We start from the raw sequence: 23,454 nt of genomic DNA, 5'->3' as shown, positions 1-23,454 counted from the left end.
GCACACATGATTTCGGCCTTCGGCCACGACATGATGCGTGGATCAGCGCAGCTCGATCGAGACCCGCCCGGCCTGCCCGGTCGCGTCGATCACCGACAGCGTCGTGAAGCCCGGCCCCCGCAGCGGCACGAGGAACTCCGGCCCGCGTTGCTGCGTCGCCAGCACCGCGCCGTCGGCCAGCAGCGTGAACGGCGGCACGCCGCCGCGCAGCTTCAGCGGCACGCCACGCGCATCCGCCGCCAGCCGCGCACCCTCGGGCGGGAAGGTGACCTGCAGCGAGGGCGCCTGCGCCGCGCTGGCCCCGAAGCGGCGCAGCGGGGCGGGCAGCTTGGCGTTGCTGACAAGCAGCGTGTTCGGCGGTGGCGCGGGCAGCGGCACCGGTTCGGCCCGTGCGCGGCCCAGTGCCTCGAACAACAGCGGCGCGGCCAGCTCGCCGCCGAAGGCGCCGGGCACCGGCGTGCCGTCGGGCCGTCCGATCCAGACGCCCGCCACGTAGCGCCCGTCATAGCCCAGCGCCCAGGCATCGCGATGACCGTAGGAGGTGCCGGTCTTGTAGGCCACCCGCCCCGGCGGCCCGGCCTGCGGCGGCGGCGCCAGCCCTGCCAGCACGTGCCCCACCTGCCACGCCGCGCGCGGGCTTATCACCCGCCGCGCGGCGGGCACCGCCTCGTCCATCTGCCAGCGCAACGGCCGTGCCGCCCCGCCCTCGGCAAGTGCTGCGTAAAGCGTCACCATGTCCCACAGCGACAGCCCCACCCCGCCAAGGCTCAGCGCCAGCCCCGGCTGTCCGCCGGGCAGCTCGGGCGAGAGGCCGGCGGTCTCGAGCGCGGCCATCACATGCGCCGGGCCCATGGCGTCGGTCAGCCGCACCACCGGGATGTTGAGCGACAGCTGCAGCGCCCGCGACACCCGCAGCTCGCCGCGGAACTGGCCATCGAAGTTCTGCGGCGCATAGGTGCCGAACTGCACCGGCGTGTCCGAGATCAGCGTCTCGGGATGCGCCAGCCCGTGATCGAAGGCGAGTCCGTAGACAAGGGGCTTCAGCGTCGAGCCCGGCGAGCGCAGCGCCCGCGTCATGTCGACGAAGCCCTGCCCGCGCGTGGCGGCGTAGGAGGGCGAGCCGACGCTGGCCAGCACCTCGCCGCTCTGGTGGTCGGCCACGATCAGCGCCAGCGACAACCGGCTGTCGCGCCCCTGCATGTAGGTGGCCGCAAGCCGCTCGAGGCTTTCCTGCAGGTCGCGGTCGAGGGTCAGGCGGTGCCGCCCGGTGCCCTCGGCCAGCGCCCGGTCGGCGAGATGCGGCGCGATCTGCGGAAAAGGGTGGCGGCGGTCCGGTGCGGGCTCGCGCCGCGCCGCGCGGGCGGTCCCGGCATCGATCACGCCGGCGCGTTCCATGCGCGTCAGAACCCGGTCGCGGGCGGCGCGCGCGGCCTCGGGGTGGCGATCCGGGCGGCGCGCCTCGGGAGATTGCGGCAGCGCCACCAGCAGCGCCGCCTCGGCAGGGGTAAGCCGCGCCGGCTCCTTGCCGAACCATGCCAGTGTCGCGGCGCGCAGCCCCTCGAGGTTGCCGCCATAGGGCGCGAGCCGCAGGTAGAGCTGCACGATCTCGGCCTTGTCCAGCCGCCGCTCGAGCGCCAGCGCCAGCCGAAGCTGCCGCAGCTTGCCCGCCCACGCGCCGGTGCCGCCATCCTCGAGCAGCCGCGCCACCTGCATGGTCAGCGTCGAGGCGCCCGAGACGATGTGCCCGGCCCGCAGCCCCTGACCCGCAGCCCGCAGGGCGGCCACCGGATCGACGCCGTGATGGCTGTAGAACCGCCGGTCCTCGTAGGCGATCAGCATCTCGAAGAACAACGGATCGACCCGGTCGGGCGTCACCTCCATGCGCCAGAGGCCGTCCTCCACCGTGTAGGCTCGCAAGAGCCGCCCGTCGCGGTCGCGGACCTCGGGCGCGGTGGCGTGGACCAGCACCGGCAGCTCGGTGCCCGCGATCCAGTCCTCGGCGGCATCGCGCCCCAGCGCCACCGCCCAGAGCAGGACGACGAGGGTGGCAAGCCTAGGCATCGGACTCCCACAGTCCCGGATAGGTCGCCACGAAGCCGGACGGATCGATCACCAGCTGCGTGCTGTAGTCGCTCTGTTCGGCGTGGTAGGAGACCAGCGCGCCGCGCTCGCGGGTGTAGCTCTGATCCAGCGGAGAGACCTGCGGCCCCGGCAGCCGCAGCCACGCGGCGCGGGTGGTCAGCCGGCCGACATCGGGCAGGCGGCGCAGCGGCATCAGGTTGGTCGCCGGGGTGAAGGCGAAATCCACGTCCTCGCAGCCGTCGAGCTGCGGCTGCGCCTCGCCGTTCAGGCGCCACACCCCGTCCTCCCGCAGCAGCTTCACCGCCACTTCGTCCCCACCATGGGTGCCGGTGACATCTGCCGAGCAGGTCTGCCAGTCGCCGTCGATCCGCACCACGTAGTCGAGCGCCGCCCAGCCGGCCCCGTCGCGGAAGCGGGCGTGGCCCACCAGCATGTAGCCGCCGTCGTGATGCGCCAGCCGGCACTTGTCTTCGCCGTCGCGGTCGAGCGCGCGCCAGCGGGTGGTCGCAATGGTCTCGGTCATCGGATCTCCAGTCTGCCGGACGCCGTGGTCGCCCGGTATTCGGGGCGGTACATGTCCTCGACGAGGGCCGCCGGGTGGTGGAACGTGCCGGGCGAGACCGCCCGCACGACATAGGCCAGCCGGATCGGCGCGTTGCCCGACTGGTTGACCGCGGCGAGGAACCGGTCGGTGCGGAACTCGACACGCTCGGTCTCGCTCGGCTCGAGCCAGTCGAGCCCACGGATATCTCCGGCGCGCAGCAGGTTGGGGTTGTCGATCTCGAGCCCCGCGGGCAGCGCATCGTTGATCATCAGACGCGCGCCGCCGTCTTCCGCCGGGCGCACGGTGAGCACCGCGACCATGCGGTCGCCCTGCGCCACCGGCCCGCTGACCGGCGCACCCTCGAGGGTGAAGTACTCCCGGCTGATCGTGTAGCCGTAGCCCTGCGCCTCGGTGTCGCCCTCGGGCACGCCTAGCGCGGTGACGGTGATCGGGGTCGGGCCGCTGCCGGTGTTGGTGATCCCGGTCGGGTCGAGCGCGTCGCCGGGAATGCGCCTCAGGAACGGGCCGGAGACCGGCGTGCCGTCCACCGCGATGCCCGAGGCGCCGGGATCGGCCACCAGCGCATGGGCGGCCATCAGCGACCACGCCTGCTCCTGCGTCGAGAGCGGACGGTCGGCGCCGGTGACCCGCGCGATCAGCGCATCGCGATCCACCGCCTCCGAGCCGGCATCGGCGGCCAGCGACAGCACCGCCGCCGCATCGCGCAGGGACGAGCCGTAATCGTCGCGCCAGACCTGTCCTGCCTCCTTCTGCACGGCGAGACGCGCCGCCGCCTTGGCGAACATCCGGTCGGCGCGAGCCTGCTCGCCATAGCTGGCCAGCGCAGCACCGAGCTGGGCCTGCGCCAGCGGCGTGGCGAAGGCATCGGCGCGCTGGTCGGCGTAGTAGCGCAGCTCCCCGATCGCCGCGCGGCCCTCGCGGGCCAGCACCATCAGCGCATAGGCGATGTCCTCGCCGCCCTCCTCGAAGTCCGGCGCATAAGCGACGCGGTTGGCGAGGTTGTCGAGCGCGGCGGTCAGGGCGGTCTCGGGCACCTCCTGCCCGGCGGCGCGGGCGCGGGTCAGGAAATCGCTGACATAGGCGTCGAGCCAGAAATCGCCCGAGCCCGCGCGCCAGAGCCCGAAGGCGCCGTTCGCGTCCTGCCGGGTCAGCACCTGCGTGATCCCCCGCGCGATGCGCTCGTCGATCTGTTCCGCGTTGCCCAGCCCCAGCGGCTCGGTCAGCGACGAGAGCGCGAGCAGCGGCAGGGTCTGCGAGGTCACCTGCTCGGTGCAGCCATACGGGTAGCGCTCGAGCGAAGCGAGCAGCCCCGGCACATCGAACCGCGCCAGCGGCCCTGCCGAGACCATCACCTCGGCGCTCTCGGACCGCAGCCCCTCCAGAGCCGCGCGATCCAGCGTGAAGGTCTGGCCGGGATCGAGGGTGAAGCGGCGGGTGGTGCCCACCTGCGGGTCGTTGGCACGCACCCCGAGGGTCAGCGTCTTGGTCAGCCGCGCCCCCTCCGGCGTGGTCAGAACCAGCGTGATCTCATGATCGCCCACCAGATCGGCCCGCAACGGCAGGCTCAGGCGCTGGGTTTCCCCCTCGCGGAGGCTCACCTCGGCAGGCGCGTCGCCCAGCGCGACGCCATTGGCGGTGATCTCGAGCGGCATCTGCCCGGTCGGGCCGGTGGCGTGGGTCAGCTCGAGCAGCAGGCGCGTCTCGTCGCCGGGCGCAAGGAAGCGCGGCAGCGAGGCGCTCAGCACCACCGGGTCGCGCACCAACACATCCGTTGCGGCCTGCCCCACGGCGCTGTCGGACCATGCCACGGCCATAAGCCGCACCGTGCCGTTGAAATCCGGCATGTCGAAGCTGATCTCGGCGCGGCCATCCGGCCCCACGGTCACCGGGCCGGAGAAGAACGCCACCAGCGCCTCGGTCGGCGGCGGCGATTGCAGGCGCAGGGAGGCCCCCGCGTCGCCGCCCGAGCGGATCTCGCCCATGGCGCCGCTCATGCCGTCGATCAGGCGGCCATAGAGGTCGCGGATCTCCACCCCCAGCCGGCGCTGCCCGAAGTAATGCGCCGACGGATCGGGGCTGTCGAAGCCGGTGAGGTTGAGAATGCCCAGATCCACCGCCGCGACGGTGACATGGGCGGTCTCGCCCTCGGCCACGCCGTCAAGCTGCACGGCCGCGCTCAGCGGCGCACGCGGGGCGCTCTGCTCAGGGGCGTCGAAGCTGACCGACAGCTGCCGCGCGCCCGGCGCGATGGCGGCATGGGCAAGGCCGAGGCTACGCGCCGGGGCCTGCCCCGCCGCGACATCCATCGGGCGCACCAGTTGCGCGGTGACATAGGCGCCCGCGCCCCACTCTTCGGTCACCGGCAGGTCGATGACGCTCTCGCCCTCGGGCAGCTCCATCGCCTGCATCGAGATCACCCGGTCCGAGAGCACCGTCACCAGCGCCTCGCCCGCGTAACGCGGCACGACGCGGAGTTGCGCGGTGTCGCCCGGAGCATAGCTTTCGCGGTCGAGCGACAGCTCGAGCATGTCCGGCGTGGCGACCGCGCCCACCGGCGCGTACCAGCCCGCCTCGAAGCCGACCGACGAGGCGACATAGTCGCCGCCCGTGCGCTCAACCACCAGCTCGTAGGCGCCCCAGTCGAGACCCGCGCTCACCCGGACAGGCTCGCCCCCCAGCGTCGCGGACCCGCTGGCAACGGTGCTGCGCGTGGTCACCGGCTCCCAGTTCCAGTTGCCGTAAAGCTCGTACCACTGGTAGCGCGTCTCGACCCGGTTCACCCGCCACTCCACCTGCATCGGCACCGGCCCCAGATCCGGCCCGACCGCCTGCAACAGGAAGCTGGCCTCCGTGCCCTCCGGCAGGGTGCCGTCGAACTCCGGGCGGATGCCGATCATCGGCCCCGAGGGCGCGACCGGTCGGCTCAGCGAGCGCTCCACCGGGCGGCCCGAGCCTTCGGAGACCCGCAGCGTCACCCGCGCCTCCTGCGGCTGCCCAGCCGTGCCCTCGGGCAAGGGCAGCGCCAGCTGCGCGCGCCCCTCGCCATCGCTGCGCAGATCCGGCGGGAACGACTGGGTCTGCGGGTTGGCCTCGCCGTCGTGGCGCCCGAAGCGGTAGCCCGGCAGCGCCTCCAGCGTGGTCTGCGGGATCAGGGTCAGCTCGCCTTCGATGGGCAGGTCCGCCCCCGGCGCGCCGAAGAGATAGCGCGCCTCGACCTCGAGCCGCGGCGGCGCGTTGCGCGCGATCGGCCCCTCGGGCAGCGACAGGTCGACGTCGATGCGCTCGGGCACGAAGTCCTCGACCAGCACCGTCTCCGAGACCAGCGCCGGGGCGTCGGGGTCGGCGAAGAGCGCCAGCCGCCACGTGCCGCGCGGCACCGAGGGCGCGAGCGGCAAGGTGAAGACATGGCCCCCCGCCACCCCCTCGTTTGACACGAGGCGGGCGTGCTCGACCCCGTCGGGCCGCGTCAGCACCGCGGTCAGCGGCACATCCCCGACCGCGCGCACCTTGGCATCGCGCAGCAGAGCGGTGGCGTGGATGGTCTCGCCCGCGCGGTAGGCGCCCCGGTCGGTGGTTAGGAAGGCATCGAGCGGCCCCGAGGGCGCGCGGCCCTCGACGCCGCGATCGGAAAGATCGAAGGCGGGATCGGTGAGGGACAGGAAGGCGATGTCCTCCTCGCCGCGCGTGGCGGTCAGCAGCGCCGGAGCGGCCCCGCCGGTGCCCCGCGTCAGCCCGCCGGCAAAGCGCGCTACGCCCTCGTCGTCGGTCGTGGCCGTGCCAAGCGGGCGGTTGGCCCGCGACAGCAGCGTCACCTCGAGCCCCTCGAGCGGCGCCGCATCCGAGAGCCCCCGGGCGATCACCGTGAGCCCGTCCGTTCCGGCCAGCGTCGTCAGGCCGATATCCGAGAGCACGAACCACTGCGTCGCGCCCGCCTCCTCGGAGGGATCGGCCCCCGGCACCCGCGCGGTCAGCGCGTAGATCCCCGCAGGAAGATCGCCCACCACCTCGCCAATCGGCAGCCGCGTGGTGACGTCGGCGTTGAGCCGGTTCTCGACCTCGCCCGTGCCGGTCCAGATCTCTTCGGCCAGTTCCCCGGCAAAACGCTCCTCGGCCCAGGTCGAGAGCGGACGGCCAAAATACTCGTCCTGCATGGCGCGGATCAGGTTGCGGTCCGAGACCCGGCGCAGCGTCAGATCGACCTCCGCAAGGTTCACCGTCTCGATCGGCAGCCCGGCATCGGCGCTCTTGGGCAGCACGTAGGCCCGCCCCGGGAAGGAGAGCGCGGGCGCCCGGTCGCGCACATAGGCGGTGATCGGGACGTCGCGGACCAGCGCGTCGCCCTGCGCAGAGGGCAGGCCCGCCCGGAAGGTCAGGTCATAGCGCTCGCCATGCTGCACACCGGTGATGCAGATGCGCCTGTCGTCCGACACCACGGCGAGTTTCGGGTCCGGCAGCCGCACGAAGGGCGCGTAATCCTGCCCGGCGCGGATCAGATCTTCGGAGAATTCCGCGCAGATCCGCGGGGCCGCGCTGTCGGCCTCGACCACGTGCTCGGTGATGCGAAAGCCGTATTGCGCGATGGCCCGGTCGAGCGCCTGCGCGATCTCGTCGCGTGGCGCCAGCCGCTCGGCGAGCCGCAGCGCCGGCACCATGAGCCGGCCCTGCCCGGTGCCCTCGAGCCCCTCGGCCAGTTGCAGGAGCGCCGTGGCGCGCTGCGCCTCGGGCCCGGCCCGCAGGTAGGCGTTGATCGCGGCCAGCAGCGCCCGGCGCTCGTGGGTCTGCGTCTCGCCGCCATTGCTGCTCGCCGCGGCATAGGCCCGCGACAGCCGCGCGTAATCGAGCCAGAGCGCCGCCGTGTCGCTCTGGGCCAGCGCGGCCCCGGTCCAGCTCAGCGCGTCACGCAGGTTGCCCTGCGCCTCGGCGCTGCGGGCTGCATCGCCCAGCTCCCCGACGCTCCACTGCCCGCCGGAATGCCGCGCGCCGATGGCCCCGGCCTCCTCGCGGGCGGCCGCAAGGTCGCCGGCCTCGAGGAAGCCGAGATCGCGCACGCGCGCCTCCGCCCGCGACAGCGCCCCGGCGCCGGCGACGATGACCTCGGCCGAAACCGCGCCGTCATAGGATTTGCGCTCGGTCACGCCGGTCTTGGGGAAGCAGGCGTTGGAGCGGGTGTTGAAGGTGAAGGCCGCGCAGGCCGGATCGCCAAGGCACAGCGTCTGGCACGCCTCGAGCGTGGTGTCGAAGAGTGGCTGCAGATCGCCGCCGAAGAAGTCCGTGTCGCGACTCACCACGAGGCGGCGCTCGGGCATCAACGGCCCGGCCTCCTGCGACGGGGACGACGTTGCGGCGCAGGCCGCCGCGATGAAAGCGAGCATCAGCCGGCGCATGGTGCAATCTCCTTCTGGAAGCAGGGGCATGGTGGACCCGCGAGGCGGGAATGGCAATATTTTCCGACGCCTTCAAGATGTCTTCCGGACGTCTTTCAGAGTTCTTCCTTAAGACGATCTTCACCAACACCGCGCCACTCTCGCCCCGTTTTCACAAGGCGGCACAGGCATGAATCTCTCGGCAAGACTGGCAGAGGAACGGCGCGCGCGGCTCGCAGCCGAACGTCTGCTCGAACTCAAGCAGGCCGAGCTGTTCGCCGCCAATCGCAAGCTCGGAAAACACGCCCGCGCCCTGAGCAACGAAATCCATGAAACCCGCGCCGAGATCACCGAGGTGCGCTCCGAGTACCGGCTGGTGAAATCGCAGCTCGGCCTTGCGCACGAAAAGATCGAGCTGGTCGAAGGACAGCTCTGGAAGGCGCTGCAGACGATGCGCGACGGCTTCGCGATGTACAATTCCGACGCACGGCTCGAGCTGGCCAATCCTGCCTTCCTTGCCCCGTTCGAGGGGATCGATTCGGTTGGCCCCGGCGCGAGCTATCGCCATGTGCTCGAGATGCTCGTCGAGGAGGGCATCGTCGATCTGCAGGGCGAACGCCGGCGGCAGTGGCTCGCCCGGATGCAGGCGCGCTGGGAGATGGACCCGATCCCGCCCGAGATCATCCGCCTGTGGACCGGCCAGTTCTTCAAGATCCAGGATCGGCGGATGCCCGATGGCGGCGTGGTCTCTCTATGCGTCGACATCACCGAATTGATGCGCATGTGGTCGGCGATCGAAGAACTGCCGGACGGCTTCGTCATCTACGACGCCGAAGACCGCCTGCTGATGTGCAACGAGCCTTACCGCACGCTCTACAACGACAGCGCCCCGGCCATCATCCCCGGCGCCAGCTTCGAGGACATCCTGCGCTATGGCCTGTCGCAGGGCCAGTATGCCGAGGCGGTGGGGCGCGAGGAGGCTTGGCTCGAAGAGCGTCTCGCCGCGCATCGCAGCGCCGAGCAGGAGATGGAACAGCAGCTCGGCGATGGCCGCTGGCTGCGGATCTACGAACGCGCGCTCACCGACGGCGGCCGCGTCGGCCTGCGCATCGACATCACCGAGGCCAAGCGCACCCAGCAGGAGCTGGTCGAGGCCAAGCGCCGCGCCGAGCAGGCGAGCCACGCCAAGTCCGCCTTCCTCGCCAACATGAGCCACGAGATCCGCACCCCGATGAACGGCGTCGTCGGCATGGCCGAGCTGCTGCGCGACTCCGCCCTCAGCGACGAACAGGCGCTCTATGTCGACACCATACGCAACTCCGGCGAGGCGCTGCTGGTGATCATCAACGACATCCTCGACTATTCCAAGATCGAGGCCGAGCGCCTGCAGCTCAAGCCCGAGCCCTTCGATCTGGAACGCACCGTGCACGAGGTGCTCTTGCTGCTGCAGCCCACGGCGCGCGAGAAAGGCCTCGAGCTGCTGGTCGACTACGACATGTTCCTGCCCACCCGTTTCATCGGCGATCCCGGACGGGTGCGGCAGATCTTCACCAACCTCGTCGGCAACGCGGTCAAGTTCACCAACGAGGGGCACGTGCTGATCCGCATCACCGGGCGCGCGCTCGAAGACCGGCGGGCGGCGGTGCATATCACGGTCGAGGATACCGGCATCGGCATTCCGCCCGACAAGATCGAGCACATCTTCGGCGAGTTCAATCAGGTCGAGGATGACCGCAATCGCCAGTTCGAGGGCACCGGACTGGGCCTTGCGATCACCAAGCGGCTGACCGACCTGATGGGCGGCGAGATCTGGGTCGACTCCGAGCCGGGGCGCGGGTCGTGCTTCGGGCTGCGCGTGGAGCTGCCGGTCGAGGAGCCGGCGCAGATCGAGGCGGCGGCGCTTCCCGACAGCCTGCGCGAGGTTCTGGTGGTCGACGATCACGTGCTCAACCGGGCCATCCTGACCCGGCAGATGGAGACCGTGGGCCTCACGGTCAGCGTCTGCAGGACCGCCGAAGAGGCGCTCGACCGCATGGACGAGCCGCCCGACCTGATCATCGCCGAGCAGGACCTGCCGGACATGAGCGGGCTGGACCTGGCACGGCAGCTTTCGCGCGTGCAGCCCGGGCTACCGGTGATGCTGCTGTCGCCGGAGCCAAAAACACTGAAAGCGTCGGCGCAGGCCTGCGGGGTGCGTGCGGTGCTGCCCAAGCCCGCGCCGCGCCGGGCCCTGTTGCAGGCGCTCGAGACGATGGAGACCGATCCGCCTCCCGCCGAGCCACAGCCGCAGCCGCAACCGCCCGCGCCGCCAAGCGCGCTGCCGACCTTCCGCAGCCGCCGCGGGGGCGCCGGGGCGCCCGCGGCCACTCCGGCCCGCCCGCTCGACGTGATCCTTGCCGAGGACAACCGCACCAACCAGATGGTGTTTCGCAAGATGGCCGAGGGGCTGGGCCGGCCGCTCTCGCTGCGCCTTGCCGGAAACGGGTTCGAGGCGGTCGAGGCCTATCGCAAGCGCCGCCCGGACCTGATCTTCATGGATATTTCGATGCCGCGCATGGACGGCAAGCAGGCCACGCAGCAGATCCGCGCGCTGGAGCCGCCGGGCGCGCGTGTCCCGATCATCGCGGTCACCGCCCATGCCATGACCGGCGATCGCGACGGCATCCTCGAGGCCGGGCTGGATGACTATCTCACCAAGCCGCTGCGCAAGCAGGAGCTTGCCCGGCTGATCGACACATGGGCCGGGCGCGTGGCTCAGCCGCCGTAGGGGCGGACGAAGACCGGCTGATCGGGCTGCGACAGCTCTTCCGAGAAGGCATAGCCGCCGCTGTCGAAATCGAGCAGGGCGTCGGGATCGCTGAGCCGGTGCTGCACGATGTAGCGCGCCATCGCGCCGCGCGCCTTCTTGGCATAGAAGCTGACGATCTTCGGCTTCCCGCCCTTGTCTTCCATGAATTGCGGCGTGATCACCCGCAGCTTCAGCGCTTCGCGGTCGACGGCGCCGAAATATTCCTGACTGGCGCAGTTTACCAGCACCTGCGCGCCGACCTCCCCGGCATCGGCGTTCAGCAAGGTCGAGATCCGGTCGCCCCAATAGTCGTAGAGGTTCTTGCCGCGCTCGGTCTTCAGCCGCGAGCCCATCTCGAGCCGGTATTGCTGGAAGCCGTCGCGCGGGCGCAGCACGCCGTAAAGACCCGACAGGATGCGCAGGTGATTCTGCGCCCAGTCCATCTCATCTTCATCCAGAGAGGCCGCCTCGAGCCCCTGATAGGTGTCGCCGGCAAACCCCAGCGCCGCCGGGCGCAGATCGTCGGCGTCGGGGGCATCGCGGAAGTTGCGAAAGCGGTCGCGGTTGAGCTTCGCGAGATCGTCGGAAATCTTCATCAGCGACTTGAGGTCATCGACGCTCAGCTCGCGCGCTACCGCGGCGAGGCGTTTGGCCTCATCCTGCAGGCGCGGCTCGGTCATCGTCACGTCGCGCTCCGACCAGTCCAGCTTCTTGGCGGGGGACACCACTACCAGCATCGCGAAACCTCCTTTGCCGGGCGGCGCCCGGTCTCGTCCGTCATCGGGATATTCGGGAATTCAAATCCCCGGGCCGATCTAGTCTGCCCGGGCCAGAACGTCCAGAAACGCCGGACCGAAGCGCTCATAGCGCCGGTCGCCCAGCAGCCGCTCCATCGCCTCGCCGTTGTCGGGCCGGGCCTGCGCCACCTTGGCCAGCAGCGAGGCCGAGCAGGAGAGCGGCTTTTCCGTGCCGTCGATGCCGCGCACCAGATCCGCCTGCACCGCCATCAGCGTGTCGTAGAGCGACCCGGCCTCGCGCCCGGCAAGCTTGCGCCGGGTCGGGTGCATCTCCTCGGTCGCACCGGTGATCACCGACAGGAACTCGGCGCCGTAGCGTTCGAGCTTCTTGGCGCCCACGCCACCGATCCGGGCCATGTCGTCGAGGCTTTGCGGACGGGTCTCGGCCATCTCGATCAGGGTCTTGTCGGGAAAGATCATGTAGGCCGGCAGCGAGGCCGTCTCGGCCAGCGCCCGGCGCTTGGCCTTGAGTGCCGACAGCAGCGGCGCGTCTTCCTCGGCGACCAGCGTCTTGACCTGCGGGCGGCGCTCGGCGGCGCGGTCGATAACGTCGCGGCGCAGGGTGATGGACTGTTCGCCCTTGAGGATCGGCAGCGCCGCGTCGGTCATCACCAGCGCGCCGTGACGCTCGGGATCGGGGCGCACGAGGTCGAAGCCCATCATCTGACGGAACACCGCCTGCCACTGCCCTTTCTTGAGGTCGCGCCCGACCCCGAAGGTCGGCAGCTGGTCGTGGCGGCGCTGGCGCACCTTGTCGGTCTCGTTGCCGATCAGGATGTCGATCAGGTGCCCGGCGCCGAAGCTCTCGTCGGTGCGCAGCGCCGCCGACAGCGCCTTGCGCACCGCCTCGGTGCCATCGAACAGCTCGGGCGGCTTGTCACAGAGGTCGCAATTGCCGCAAGGTTCCGAGCTTTCGCCGAAGTAGCGCAGAAGCTGCTGCCGGCGGCACCCCAGCGCCTCGGCCAGACCCAGCAGCGCGTTCAGCCGGCCGTGATCGGCGCTGCGCCGCTCGGGCGGGGCCATGCCCTCGTCGATCTGGGCGCGGCGCAGGCGGATGTCGTCGGCGCCATAAAGCGTCAGCGTTTCCGCCGGCGCCGCGTCGCGTCCGGCGCGGCCGATCTCCTGGTAATAGGCCTCGATCGATTTCGGCAGGTCGGCATGGGCGACCCAGCGGATGTCGGGCTTGTCGACCCCCATGCCGAAGGCCACCGTGGCGACCACGATCAGCCCGTCTTCCTTGGCGAAGCGCTCTTCGACGGCGCGGCGGTCGTCCGCCTCCATGCCGCCGTGGTAGTAACAGGCGCTGTGCCCCTCCTGCCGCAGCGCCTGCGCGATGCTCTCGGTCTTGGCGCGGGTGCCGCAATAGACGATGCCCGAGCGGCCCTTGCGGGCGGCGGCAAAGCGCAGGATCTGCGCGCGCGGGCTGTCCTTGGGGCGGAATGCGAGGTGGATGTTGGGCCGGTCGAAGCCGCGCAGGAAGGTCTGCGGCGTCTCGCCGTCGAACAGGCGGCGGACGATCTCTTCCTGCGTCTCCTGATCGGCGGTGGCGGTGAAAGCCGCGAGCGGCACGCCGAGGCTGCGGCGCAACTCGCCGATGCGCAGGTAGTCGGGGCGGAAATCATGCCCCCACTGGCTGACGCAATGGGCCTCGTCGACGGCGATCAGGCTGACGCCGGCCTCCGACAGCATCCGCTGCGCCCCGCCCGAGGCAAGACGCTCGGGCGCGAGGTACAAGAGCTTGAGTGTGCCCTGCGAGAGCATGTCCCAGACCGCGTCGGTCTCTTCCTGCGTGTTGCCGGAGGTCAGCGCGCCGGCGGCAACGCCCGCCTCGCGCAATCCGCGCACCTGATCGCGCATCAGGGCGATGAGCGGCGAGATCACCACGGTCACGCCGCCGCGCATCAGGGCGGGAAGCTGGTAGCACAGGGATTTGCCGCCGCCGGTGGGCATGATGGCGAGGACATTCTCGCCCTGCGCCACGGCATCAACGATCTCGCCCTGTCCGGGACGGAAGGCATCGAAGCCGAAGATCTCTTTCAGCAGCGCCTCTCCGGGCGCGATGTCGCGTGGCATGGGCGGGACCTGCGGAATGAACGCTATATCTGCTCTATTCCGCACAGTCTCATACTAAGAATAGGTGAACAAGCCCGCCCGTGGCGGAAATCACCCGAACAGAAGCGTCGGCAGAATGTAGTCGCGCAGCGAGATCACGATGATGAACACCACCAGCGGCGCCAGATCCAGTGGGTGGGTGTTGGGCAGGATGCGGCGGATCGGCATATAGATCGGCTCGAGCAGGCGGTTGAGCCCGGTCCAGATGCTCGCCACCAGCGGCTGGCGCAGATTGAGCACGTTGAAATTGATCAACCAGCTCATGATGATGTGGACGATCATGATGAAGAAGATCACGTCGAGGATCAGCTTCAGCGGGCCGTAGATTGCCATCATGTGGTGTGTTTCCTTTGCCTGTCCGCGCACACAGGTAAGCATCCCCGCAGACAAGGGCAATAGTGCCGCAGGGTTGTGGTTGACGTTCCCGCCGCGGCGCGGCCCTTTGGGCGCAAATTCAAGGAGTCGCCCGCATGTATCCCTTCATCCGCATGGCCAAGGAGCTTTGGATCTCGCGCAACCAGCCGCCGCTCGAGCTGGGCGAGAGCCACATCTCGCATCACATCTGCTGGCCGTGGGATCTCGACCTGTGGAAGGAGCTCAACAACGGCCGCACCCTGACGCTCTACGATCTCGGCCGCATCCCGCTGGCGCGGCGCTCGGGTCTCATCGAGGTGCTGCGGCGCGAGCGCTGGGGGCTGACCATGGCGGGCGCGGTGGTGCGCTACCGCCGCCGGGTCCGGCTGATGGAGAAGGTCGAGATGCGCTCGCGGCTGATCGGCTGGGACGCCCGCTTCATGTATCTCGAGCAGAGCATGTGGAAGGCCGATGGCGAATGCGCCAACCACGCGGTCTATCGCGGCGCTGTGACCAACCGGAACGGCATCGTGCCCACCGACCGGATCATGCAGGCGCTCGGCCACGAGGCCGAGTCCCCGGAGCTGCCCGACTGGGTACAGAGCTGGCTCGCCGCCGAGGACCAGCGGCCCTGGCCGCCGCAGATGTAGCGCGCGTCGGCCGTTTTCGCCTTGCCCCCTGCCCCGCCCGGCTGTTCTATCGCGCCGCGGACAGGAGGGCAGCATGGCCGGGAACGTGACACGCAAACGCATCTGGGGCTGGTTCTTCTTCGATTGGGCCAGCCAGCCTTACAACACCTTGCTGCTGACCTTCATCTTCGCGCCCTATGTCAAGGAGCTGATGGGCGACGGCAGCCGCGCGCAGGCGGCGTGGGGCTTCGGCATCGCGGCGGCGGGTTTCGCCATCGCCCTCCTTGCGCCAATCCTCGGCGCGCTGGCCGATACCGGCGGCAACCGGCTGCGCTGGATCTGCGGCTTCTCGGGGCTCTACGTGCTGGGGTCCGGGATGCTGTGGTTCGCCGCGCCGGGCGACTTCAACCTGTTCTCGACGCTGTTCTTCTTCGCCCTCGGCCTCGTCGGGATGGAGTTCGCGACGATCTTCACCAACGCCATGCTCCCCGACCTCGGCCCCCGGGAGGAGATCGGGCGGATTTCGGGCAATGGCTGGGCCTTCGGCTACGTGGGCGGGCTGATCGCGCTGGTGCTGATGCTCGCCTTCTTCGCCGAGAGCGCCACCACCGGGACCACCTTCCTCGGCCTCGCCCCGGCGCTCGGGCTCGACCCGGAGCTGCGCGAGGGCACGCGCTTCGTGGGGCCGCTGACCGCGATCTGGTACGCAATCTTCATGGTGCCGTTCTTCCTCTGGGTGCGGGACCCGCGCAGCCATCAGGCCCCGAGGGGCGCGGTGAAACGGGCGCTGACGGGCCTCGGGGGTACCCTGAGGCGGCTGCCCGACACCCCCTCTCTCTTCGCCTTCCTCGCCTCGTCGATGTTCTACCGCGACGCGCTGAACGGGATGTATGCGTTCGGCGGCATCTACGCCGCCGGGGTGCTGGGCTGGTCGGTGGTCGATACCGGCTTGTTCGGCATCATCGCGATCATCTCCGGCGCGCTGTTCGCCTGGCTCGGAGGCAAAGCCGACACCCGCTTCGGGCCCAAGCCGGTGATCGCCGTCTGCATCCTCGTGCTGACCGCCGTGGCGGTCGGCATCGTCTCGGTCGATCGCACGGCGCTGTTCGGCATCGCCCTGCCCGAGGGCTCGCGCGCCGCCGATTATGCCTTCTGGCTCTTCGGGGCCGTCATCGGTGCGGCGGGCGGGGTGATCCAGGCCGCCTCGCGCACCATGATGTGCCGGCAGGCCAACCCCGCGCGCATGACCGAGGCCTTTGGCCTCTACGCGCTGTCCGGCAAGGCCACATCGTTCCTCGCGCCGCTGCTCATCGGAGTGGCAACGACGGTGAGCGGCAGTCAGCGCATCGGGGTCACCCCCATCATCGGGCTTTTCGTCGTCGGCCTTTTCCTGCTACGCTGGGTGCAACCAGACGGAGACCGAGCAGAATGATCCGCACCCTGACCGCCATCGCCGTGGCCGCACTGACCCTTGCGGCCTGCGGCGGCGACCGCCCCGCCTCCACCGTGACCGAAGAGGATCTGCCCCGCGTGACCGGGGTGCTCTCGACCAAGAGCGCCAAGAGCCTGTTCGGCGCCCAGCAGGCCGGCTCGCCGCAGAGCCCCGCCGCCTACGGCTCCTATTCGAAGGGCTGCCTTGCCGGCGCGCAGCAACTGGCCGAGACCGGCCCGACATGGCAGGCGATGCGGCTCAGCCGCAACCGCAACTGGGCCCATCCCGAGACCATCGACTACGTGCAGGACCTGAGCCGCAAGGCGGCGCAGCTGCCGGGCTGGAACGGGCTTTACGTGGGCGACATGAGCCAGCCGCGCGGCGGCCCGATGACCTCGGGCCATGCCAGCCACCAGATCGGGCTCGATGCCGATATCTGGATGCTGCCGGCCACCAATCTCCGGCTCAGCCCCACCGAACGCGAGAACCTCTCGTCGATCTCGCTGCGCCGCGCCTCGGGGGCCTATACAAACGACAAATGGACCCGCTCGCATCACGAGTTGCTGAAGGCCGCGGCGAGCGACCCGCGCGTGGCCCGGATCTTTGTCTTCCCCGGTGCCAAGGTGAAGATGTGCAACGACGAAACCGGCGATCGCGCGTGGCTGCGCAAGATCCGGCCCTGGTACGGGCACCATTACCATTTCCACGTGCGGCTGAACTGCCCGCCGGGCGCCACCGGCTGCGTCAACCAGACGCCGCCGCCGCCGGGTGACGGCTGCGCCGACGCGCAGGCCTGGGTGAACAACATCATCAACCCGCCGCCGCCCGACCCGAACGCGCCGGCGCCCAAGCCCAAGCGCGATCTCATCATGGGGGACCTTCCGGCCCAATGCGCAACCGTACTCGCGGCGCAATAGGCGCTGCACTGGTGGGCGCGCTCGCAATCGCCGCCGCGGCCAGCGGCGGCGAAGCGCGTTTTACCGCAAGCTACACCTGGAGGATGGACGACCCGGCCTTCGGCGGGTTCTCCGGCATCGAGCTGTCCGAAGACGGCCGCCGCTTCACCGCGATCAGCGACCGCGCGCGCATCGTGACGGGCACGCTCGAGCGGCAGGACGGGCGCATCGTGGCGGTGCACGCCGGCCCGATCGTGCCCCTGATGGACGAAAACGGGCAGCGGCAGAGCCATGCGGAAGGCGATTCCGAGGGGCTTGCGATCGACGGGACCGGGCGCATCTTCGTGTCCTACGAGGGCGTCAGCCGCGTCTGGGCCTACGACACGCCCGAGCGCGCCATGCCCCTGCCCCGCGCCGATGCGTTCAAGCGCCTGCAGAACAATTCCAGCCTCGAGGCGCTGGCCGTCGACGCGAAAGGGCGGCTCTATACGCTGCCCGAGCGCTCGGGCGAGCTTACCCGGCCGTTCCCGGTCTGGCGCTACGACGACGGAGGCTGGACCCAGCCCTTCGAGATCCCGCGCCGCGGCGGCTTTCTCGCGGTGGGCGCCGACATCGGCCCCGACGGGCGCTTCTACCTGCTCGAACGCGAGTTCACCGGCGTCGGCTTCCGCAGCCGGGTGCGCCGCTTCGACATGGCCGAAGACGCGCTGAGCGGGGAAACCACGCTGTTCGAGAGCCACCTGCTGCGCCACGACAACCTCGAGGGCATCGCGGTGTGGCGCGACGAGGCCGGCGCGATCCGACTGACGATGATCTCGGACGACAATTTCAACTTCTTCCAGCGCACCCAGCTGGTCGAGTACATCGTGCCGGAATCTCTTGCCTCAAGCCCGGACAGGCCTTAAGGGGACCAATCCGCCGCGCCCGGCGCGGCCAAGTTCCCCGCAACCTTGTCAAAACGGGTCAAGAGACATGACACGCAAACATCTTCCCGGCATTCTTGCCATGGCCGCCATCGTGCTGGCCTCCAACATCCTGGTGCAGTTCCTGTTCGGCCAGTGGCTGACCTGGGGGGCCTTCACCTACCCGCTCGCCTTCCTTGTCACCGACGTGATGAATCGCCTTTACGGAGCGCAGGCCGCCCGCAAGGTGGTGTTCGCGGGCTTCGTGGTCGGCGTGATCTGCTCGCTGATCGGCACCCAGATCACCCTGCAGGGCGACGGCTACACCTACCCCGCCGTGACCCTCCGCGTCGCCATCGGCTCGGGCCTCGCCTTCCTCACCGCGCAGATGATCGACGTGGCGATCTTCGACCGCCTGCGCACCGGCTCGTGGTGGCGCGCGCCGCTGGCCTCGACGCTGGTCGGCTCCGCCCTCGACACCGCGATCTTCTTCACCATCGCCTTCTCCGGCGCGCTGAGCTTCCTCGAGCCCGGCAACGACGTGAGCTGGGCCGGTGAGACCCTGCCGCTGCTGGGCGCGGGCCCGATGGTGCCGCTCTGGGTGTCGCTGGGCACCGCCGACTGGCTGGTGAAGCTCAGCCTCGCCATCCTCGCGCTGGTGCCGTTCCGGATGATCGTTTCGAAGGCACTTGCATCGCGCTCCCTGGCCTGAGCTGAAAAAAACGTTTTGAGATTGGGCGGTCTCGTGCCACCCTGAAGATGCGTTTTTTAACAGCTGAAAGGAGGTGATCCAGTGTCTAGAGAAACATTGGAGAGAGGTGTCGGAACAGCCCGGAGGATGACCTGCTAGGGCAATCCCTGGCAAGACTTCCGATCGAGGTTGGCATTGCCTAACCGGCCCGCCTCCTTGACGTCTCGAATGGGTCACTCGACAGGCAGAGTGGCCCATTTCCCATTTCAGACCGCCTCGCCCGGCACTCTCGGGCGCAGCGCGATGCAGGGGCCGCCCGGGGAACCGTGGCGGCCCCCGCTTTTTGTGCTAGGTCCTGCCCATGCTTGAGATCAACGACCGCATCAGCATCGAAGACTGGGAAATGACGGAACAGTTCATCCGCGCCTCCGGGCCGGGCGGACAGAACGTCAACAAGGTCTCGAGCGCGGTGGAGCTGCGGTTCGAGGCCGAGCGCTCGCCCAACCTGCCGCCGGCGGTGAAGAGCCGTCTGCGCAAGCTGGCCGGGCGGCGCTGGACCAAGGAGGGCGCGGTGGTGCTGCAGGTCGACGAGACCCGCAGCCAGGCGCGCAACCGCGAGATCGCGCGCGAGCGCCTCGCCGAGCTGATCCGCAAGGCGCTGGAAAAGCCCAAGCGGCGCATTCCCACGCGGCCCACGCTGGGCTCGAAACGCCGGCGCCTAGAGGGCAAGAAGCAGCGCGGCGAGGTCAAGGCGCTGCGCGGCAAGGTCGACCCCGGCCCCTGAGCCCGAACCGGCCTCAGATCACCCGCACCTGCGTGCCGATCGGGGCAATCGCGAACAGCTCTTCGATCTTCTCGTTGTAAAGGCCGATGCACCCGTCCGACGACCTCCGCCCGATCTTGCGCGTGTCGTGCGTGCCGTGGATGATATAGGCCGGCCAGCCGAGATACATCGCGTGCGTGCCAAGCGGATTGTCCGGGCCCGGCCCGATGGGCTTCCAGTCCGGGTAGCGTTCGAGCTGCGAGGGCGTGGGCGTCCACGACGGCCCCACCTTCTTGCGCACGATCTTGGTATAGCCGCGCTTGGTCAGTTCCTCGGTCAGCGGCACCGAGGTCGGGTAGATCCGGTAATCGCTGCCGTCTCCGCTCCAGAAATGCAGCGCCCGCGAGGTGGTGTCGCAGACGATGCAGGCCTTTCCCAGCGTATCGAAGTGATCGCGCCAATCCTGCATGGAAAAGCTCGAGATGTTGCGGCGCGCGCCGTCCTGCGCGCGCGCCATGGCCGGAACCATCAGCGATCCGGTCGCGGCGGCGCCAAGCGTCAGCGCCGCGCGCCGGGTCAATCGGGTGGACATGGGGACTGCTCCTTTTCTGCCGTGGCCTCTGCGGGCCACGGCGCCGAGTCAGCAGTCCTGCCTTAAGCCAAGCTTAAGCCGCGCGCTCAGCCCTCGGTCGGGGCCGTACCGGTCGCGTCTTCGCCCGCCATCGCCACCAGCGGGGGCGTTTCGGAGCCGTCAGTCCACTTGCCGGCCTGGTCCTTGGTCAGCACCACCACCTTGGTGCCATTCTCGACCCGCTCGGCGAGATGGATCACATCCTGGTTGAACAGGCGGATGCAGCCCGAGGAGGTTCCGTGCCCCACCGTCCACGGGCTCGGAGTGCCGTGGATGCGGTAGAGCGTGTCGCGGCCATTCTTGTAGAGATAGAGCGCCCGCGCGCCGAGCGGGTTCTCGAGCCCGCCGGGCAGGCCGTTCCTGACCGGGCCGTATTCCTCGGGCTCGCGGCGCAGCATGTTCGCGGTGGGGGTCCAGTACGGCCAGTCGCGCTGGAACGGGATCGTCGCCTCGCCCGAGAAACCGTAGCCCTGCGCGCCGACCGCGATCAGGTAGCGCATGGCGGTCTCGTTGCCCTGCAGATGGTAGAGGAACCGCCCGCCCGGATCGACCACGATAGTGCCGGCCTTGTAGGGCGCGTGATACGGCACCAGCTGCCGCTTACGGAACTCGCTCAGGTACTTGTCTTCGATGGCCGGGACCTCGAAGCCGTTGTCGACGGTCGCGGCGTACATCGCGCGCGTCTCGTCACTGATCGCGCCAAGCTGGTTCGGCGGCGGCGTTACGGCGCAGGCGCCCAGCAGGGCAGGAAGGGCCAGCAGGGCCAGGCATTTCAGTCTCAGGCTTTTCAGGGGGATCATGGGTGGTCTTTCGTCCTCTCGTCCCGTTGCCGTGACCGATCGCGCTTTGGGACGCGGTCTGCCCGCTCAGGAAGAAACGGTCCCGCCCGGCCCGGCACGGCATGGGTGCTTTTTTGTATGTTCTCCCCCTAAACTCGTCCGTCTGGCGGCAAGGTCAAGCAATCACCGCAACAGGCTTCCCACGAAGCAATCCCTCGCTTATATGCGCGCCATGCAGAATCCTCCCGACCTGCGCCCCGATCTGGCGCGCGCCCGCATCTCCGAGACCAAACGCGACGGCCAGCCGACGATCGGCATGGTCTCCCTGGGCTGCCCGAAAGCGCTGGTCGACAGCGAACGCATCCTGACCCGGCTGCGCGCCGAGGGTTATGGCATCTCGCCCGATTATGCCGGCGCCGACGCGGTGATCGTCAACACCTGCGGCTTCCTCGACAGCGCCAAGGCGGAAAGCCTCGAGGCCATCGGAGAGGCGCTGAACGAGAACGGCAAGGTCATCGTCACCGGCTGCCTCGGCGCCGAGCCCGACTACATCACCGGCGCGCACCCCAAGGTGCTGGCCGTCACCGGCCCGCACCAGTACGAGCAGGTGCTCGACGCGGTGCATGGCGCGGTGCCGCCCGCGCCCGATCCCTTCGTCGACCTGCTGCCGTCGTCGGGCGTCAAGCTCACGCCGCGGCATTACAGCTACCTCAAGATCTCCGAGGGCTGCAATCACGCCTGCAAGTTCTGCATCATTCCCGACATGCGCGGCAAGCTTGCCTCGCGGCCGCACCGCGCGGTGATGCGCGAGGCCGAGAAGCTGGTCGAGGCCGGCGTGAAGGAACTGCTGGTGATCAGCCAGGACACCTCCGCCTACGGCACCGACTGGAAGGACCGCCCCGAGAAGGCGCCGATCCAGAGCCTCGCACGCGATCTGGGATCGCTCGGCGCGTGGGTGCGGATGCACTACGTCTACCCCTACCCGCATGTGCGCGAGATGATCCCGCTGATGGCCGAGGGTGGCATCCTGCCCTATCTCGACATCCCCTTCCAGCACGCCCACCCGGACACGCTGAAGCGCATGGCCCGGCCCGCCGCCGCCGCGCGCACGCTCGACGAGATCGCCGCCTGGCGCGCCGCCTGCCCCGAGATCGTGCTGCGCTCGACCTTCATCGTCGGCTATCCCGGCGAGACCGAGGCCGAGTTCCAGACCCTGCTCGACTGGATGGACGAGGCGCAGCTCGATCGCGTCGGCTGCTTCCAATACGAGAATGTCGCCGGCGCGCGCTCGAACGCGCTGCCGGACCACGTGCCCGCCGAGGTCAAGCAGGAGCGCTGGGATCGCTTCATGGAGAAGGCGCAGGCAATCTCCGAGGCCAAGCTCGCCGCCAAGGTCGGCAAACGCATGGAGGTGATCGTCGACCTCGTGGAGGACGACGCCGCCACCTGCCGCACCAAGGCCGACGCCCCTGAGATCGACGGCAACCTGTTCATCGACGAGGGCCACGAGACACTCTCCCCGGGGGACATCGTGACGGTCGAGGTCGACGAGGCCGGGGAGTACGATCTCTGGGGTCGCCTGACCTGACGCCGACAGGGCCCGTGATTCGCGGGCTCACTACACGCATAGCGAGAGACCGAGCGCCCCTGCCACCCCCGGATCACGGTAAGGGGCGGAGTTCTCGGACCTTTTGCGGCGGCCAGTTCAGCCGGCGCGAGACAGCGGATTGCGCTAGGGGAAACCCGGCCACGATGCTAAGATCAGGACATTGTTAAAGTGACAGATGGACCGCCCGGATGCTGCCCCGGGAGGCTCGGGATCCGGATCCGTCCGATCCTTGCGCCCCCCGAAGACCGGGCGTTCAGAAATTGATTTTGCGCGACCATTTCAGTGCCGAGAATGCCCTCGTTCTGCGGGGGCATTCCTTTCCGCGCCGTCGCGGGGTGTTTCCGCGCCCTGCCCGCTTGCGCCGCCCGCGCCGCTGCGGCATGGCTCTGCGTCATGGCGAAGCTCTATTTCAACTACTCCACCATGAATGCCGGCAAGTCGACCTTGCTGCTGCAGGCCGCGCATAACTACGGCGAGCGCGGCATGGAGGTTTACCTGCTGACCGCGCGGCTCGACACCCGTGCCGGCGAGGGCCGCATCGGCTCGCGCATCGGGCTCGGGCGCGAGGCGGATACCTTCACCCCCGAGGATGATCTCTTCGCCCGCATCTTGGCGCAGCAGGAGGCCCGCGCGCTGGCCTGCATCTTCGTCGACGAGGCGCAGTTCCTCACCGAGGCGCAGGTCTGGCAGCTCGCCCGCGTGGCGGACGATCTGAAGATCCCGGTGATGGCCTACGGACTGCGGGTGGATTTCCGCGGCCATCTGTTTCCCGGCTCGGCGGTGCTTCTGGCGCTGGCCGACACCATGCGCGAGGTCCGCACGATCTGCCATTGCGGTCGCAAGGCGACCATGGTGATCCGGCAAGATGGCGACGGTCGGGTGGTCACGGCCGGCGATCAGGTGCAGATCGGCGGCAACGAGACCTATATCTCGCTCTGCCGCAAGCACTGGCGCGAGGCGGTCGGCGACCGCGGCACGGACGCACCCGGCACCGGCACGGCCTAAGTGCGCGCGCGGGGCGCTGCTCCCCGTCACACCAGAGGTGCCTTTAGATGAGGGGA

The 23,454-nt window shown here is 69.5% G+C and carries 17 protein-coding genes; 9 read left to right on the top strand and 8 right to left on the bottom strand.

The features are described from left to right. Positions 1-42: 42 nt before the first annotated feature. The 3 genes from pbpC to LCM15_RS14755 are packed head-to-tail and all read right to left on the bottom strand — an operon-like array spanning position 43 to position 8,031. Positions 43-2,061, bottom strand: coding sequence for a penicillin-binding protein 1C (gene pbpC / locus LCM15_RS14765; RefSeq protein ID WP_224857725.1), 2,019 nt, complete (start codon positions 2,059-2,061; stop codon positions 43-45). Beyond that, positions 2,054-2,605 carry a putative glycolipid-binding domain-containing protein gene (locus LCM15_RS14760; protein WP_224857723.1) on the bottom strand — a complete coding sequence of 184 codons (552 nt, stop codon included), beginning with the start codon at positions 2,603-2,605 and terminating at the stop codon, positions 2,054-2,056. Before LCM15_RS14760 ends, pbpC begins: the two co-directional genes overlap by 8 nt. Continuing rightward, entirely contained in the window at positions 2,602-8,031 is a 5,430-nt protein-coding gene (locus LCM15_RS14755) for an alpha-2-macroglobulin family protein (protein WP_224857720.1), read from the bottom strand. The genes LCM15_RS14760 and LCM15_RS14755 overlap by 4 nt, the downstream gene beginning before the upstream one ends. A gap of 169 nt (positions 8,032-8,200) precedes the next feature. On the opposite strand from LCM15_RS14755, the gene LCM15_RS14750 reads away from it, so the two are divergent. Next, on the top strand, positions 8,201-10,777 hold the full coding sequence (locus LCM15_RS14750) for a response regulator (RefSeq protein ID WP_224857718.1): 2,577 nt from the start codon (positions 8,201-8,203) through the stop codon (positions 10,775-10,777). On the opposite strand, the gene yaaA is transcribed toward LCM15_RS14750, so the two are convergent. The 3 genes from yaaA to LCM15_RS14735 form a co-directional block, all read right to left on the bottom strand. After that, positions 10,765-11,535, bottom strand: coding sequence for a peroxide stress protein YaaA (yaaA, locus tag LCM15_RS14745; RefSeq protein WP_224857716.1), 771 nt, complete (start codon positions 11,533-11,535; stop codon positions 10,765-10,767). The genes LCM15_RS14750 and yaaA overlap by 13 nt on opposite strands. 78 nt (positions 11,536-11,613) lie before the next feature. Next, the gene (gene recQ / locus LCM15_RS14740; protein WP_224857714.1) at positions 11,614-13,668 is read right to left on the bottom strand and encodes a DNA helicase RecQ; all 2,055 of its coding nucleotides are present in this window, start codon (positions 13,666-13,668) and stop codon (positions 11,614-11,616) included. Positions 13,669-13,758: 90 nt separating this feature from the next. Then, positions 13,759-14,043 carry a YggT family protein gene (locus LCM15_RS14735; protein ID WP_224857712.1) on the bottom strand — a complete coding sequence of 95 codons (285 nt, stop codon included), beginning with the start codon at positions 14,041-14,043 and terminating at the stop codon, positions 13,759-13,761. A 134-nt stretch (positions 14,044-14,177) separates the two neighbouring features. Here LCM15_RS14735 and LCM15_RS14730 point away from each other — a divergent pair, with 134 nt between their 5' ends. From LCM15_RS14730 to arfB, 6 genes are all read left to right on the top strand, one after another. Further along, positions 14,178-14,711 (top strand): thioesterase family protein, encoded by a 534-nt coding sequence (locus LCM15_RS14730; RefSeq protein ID WP_224857710.1) that lies wholly within the window; start codon positions 14,178-14,180, stop codon positions 14,709-14,711. Positions 14,712-14,784: 73 nt separating this feature from the next. After that, positions 14,785-16,122, top strand: coding sequence for an MFS transporter (locus LCM15_RS14725; protein WP_224857708.1), 1,338 nt, complete (start codon positions 14,785-14,787; stop codon positions 16,120-16,122). Beyond that, positions 16,119-17,039: a penicillin-insensitive murein endopeptidase gene (mepA, locus tag LCM15_RS14720; RefSeq protein WP_224857706.1), complete on the top strand. Its 921-nt coding sequence runs from the start codon at positions 16,119-16,121 to the stop codon at positions 17,037-17,039. Before LCM15_RS14725 ends, mepA begins: the two co-directional genes overlap by 4 nt. Then, a complete protein-coding gene (locus tag LCM15_RS14715; protein WP_224857704.1) occupies positions 17,012-17,923 on the top strand; it encodes an esterase-like activity of phytase family protein in 912 nt (303 codons plus the stop codon). The genes mepA and LCM15_RS14715 overlap by 28 nt, the downstream gene beginning before the upstream one ends. Before the next feature lie 67 nt (positions 17,924-17,990). Next, a complete protein-coding gene (locus LCM15_RS14710; protein ID WP_224857702.1) occupies positions 17,991-18,632 on the top strand; it encodes a queuosine precursor transporter in 642 nt (213 codons plus the stop codon). 340 nt (positions 18,633-18,972) lie between these two features. Next, on the top strand, positions 18,973-19,395 hold the full coding sequence (gene arfB / locus LCM15_RS14705) for an alternative ribosome rescue aminoacyl-tRNA hydrolase ArfB (protein WP_224857700.1): 423 nt from the start codon (positions 18,973-18,975) through the stop codon (positions 19,393-19,395). A 13-nt stretch (positions 19,396-19,408) separates the two neighbouring features. Here arfB and LCM15_RS14700 read toward each other — a convergent pair whose 3' ends face one another. After that, positions 19,409-19,966 (bottom strand): L,D-transpeptidase, encoded by a 558-nt coding sequence (locus tag LCM15_RS14700; RefSeq protein ID WP_224857698.1) that lies wholly within the window; start codon positions 19,964-19,966, stop codon positions 19,409-19,411. Between the two features lie 86 nt (positions 19,967-20,052). Next, positions 20,053-20,805 carry a L,D-transpeptidase gene (locus LCM15_RS14695; protein WP_224857696.1) on the bottom strand — a complete coding sequence of 251 codons (753 nt, stop codon included), beginning with the start codon at positions 20,803-20,805 and terminating at the stop codon, positions 20,053-20,055. A 202-nt stretch (positions 20,806-21,007) separates the two neighbouring features. On the opposite strand from LCM15_RS14695, the gene rimO reads away from it, so the two are divergent. Together rimO and LCM15_RS14685 are read left to right on the top strand one after the other, a co-directional pair. After that, complete coding sequence (gene rimO / locus LCM15_RS14690) at positions 21,008-22,372, top strand: 30S ribosomal protein S12 methylthiotransferase RimO (protein WP_224857694.1); 1,365 nt, start codon at positions 21,008-21,010, stop codon at positions 22,370-22,372. 414 nt (positions 22,373-22,786) lie between these two features. Further along, complete coding sequence (locus LCM15_RS14685; RefSeq protein WP_224857692.1) at positions 22,787-23,398, top strand: thymidine kinase; 612 nt, start codon at positions 22,787-22,789, stop codon at positions 23,396-23,398. Positions 23,399-23,454: the final 56 nt, after the last annotated feature.

This window comes from Salipiger bermudensis (genome assembly GCF_020171625.1).
In the GTDB taxonomy this organism is placed as follows: Bacteria; Pseudomonadota; Alphaproteobacteria; order Rhodobacterales; family Rhodobacteraceae; genus Salipiger; species Salipiger bermudensis_B.
This window is presented reverse-complemented; position numbering and strand designations above follow the sequence as displayed.

Bases quoted from the DNA above. Each gene is read 5' to 3' on its own strand.
- rimO (WP_224857694.1), top strand. From the start codon at position 21,008: ATGCGCGCCATGCAGAATCCTCCCGACCTGCGCCCCGATCTGGCGCGC.
- LCM15_RS14730 (WP_224857710.1), top strand. From the start codon at position 14,178: ATGTATCCCTTCATCCGCATGGCCAAGGAGCTTTGGATCTCGCGCAAC.
- LCM15_RS14750 (WP_224857718.1), top strand. From the start codon at position 8,201: ATGAATCTCTCGGCAAGACTGGCAGAGGAACGGCGCGCGCGGCTCGCA.
- yaaA (WP_224857716.1), bottom strand. From the start codon at position 11,535: ATGCTGGTAGTGGTGTCCCCCGCCAAGAAGCTGGACTGGTCGGAGCGC.
- LCM15_RS14715 (WP_224857704.1), top strand. From the start codon at position 17,012: ATGCGCAACCGTACTCGCGGCGCAATAGGCGCTGCACTGGTGGGCGCG.
- LCM15_RS14685 (WP_224857692.1), top strand. From the start codon at position 22,787: ATGGCGAAGCTCTATTTCAACTACTCCACCATGAATGCCGGCAAGTCG.
- LCM15_RS14695 (WP_224857696.1), bottom strand. From the start codon at position 20,805: ATGATCCCCCTGAAAAGCCTGAGACTGAAATGCCTGGCCCTGCTGGCC.
- pbpC (WP_224857725.1), bottom strand. From the start codon at position 2,061: ATGCCTAGGCTTGCCACCCTCGTCGTCCTGCTCTGGGCGGTGGCGCTG.
- LCM15_RS14725 (WP_224857708.1), top strand. From the start codon at position 14,785: ATGGCCGGGAACGTGACACGCAAACGCATCTGGGGCTGGTTCTTCTTC.
- LCM15_RS14710 (WP_224857702.1), top strand. From the start codon at position 17,991: ATGACACGCAAACATCTTCCCGGCATTCTTGCCATGGCCGCCATCGTG.
- LCM15_RS14755 (WP_224857720.1), bottom strand. From the start codon at position 8,031: ATGCGCCGGCTGATGCTCGCTTTCATCGCGGCGGCCTGCGCCGCAACG.
- mepA (WP_224857706.1), top strand. From the start codon at position 16,119: ATGATCCGCACCCTGACCGCCATCGCCGTGGCCGCACTGACCCTTGCG.
- recQ (WP_224857714.1), bottom strand. From the start codon at position 13,668: ATGCCACGCGACATCGCGCCCGGAGAGGCGCTGCTGAAAGAGATCTTC.
- LCM15_RS14735 (WP_224857712.1), bottom strand. From the start codon at position 14,043: ATGATGGCAATCTACGGCCCGCTGAAGCTGATCCTCGACGTGATCTTC.
- LCM15_RS14700 (WP_224857698.1), bottom strand. From the start codon at position 19,966: ATGTCCACCCGATTGACCCGGCGCGCGGCGCTGACGCTTGGCGCCGCC.
- LCM15_RS14760 (WP_224857723.1), bottom strand. From the start codon at position 2,605: ATGACCGAGACCATTGCGACCACCCGCTGGCGCGCGCTCGACCGCGAC.
- arfB (WP_224857700.1), top strand. From the start codon at position 18,973: ATGCTTGAGATCAACGACCGCATCAGCATCGAAGACTGGGAAATGACG.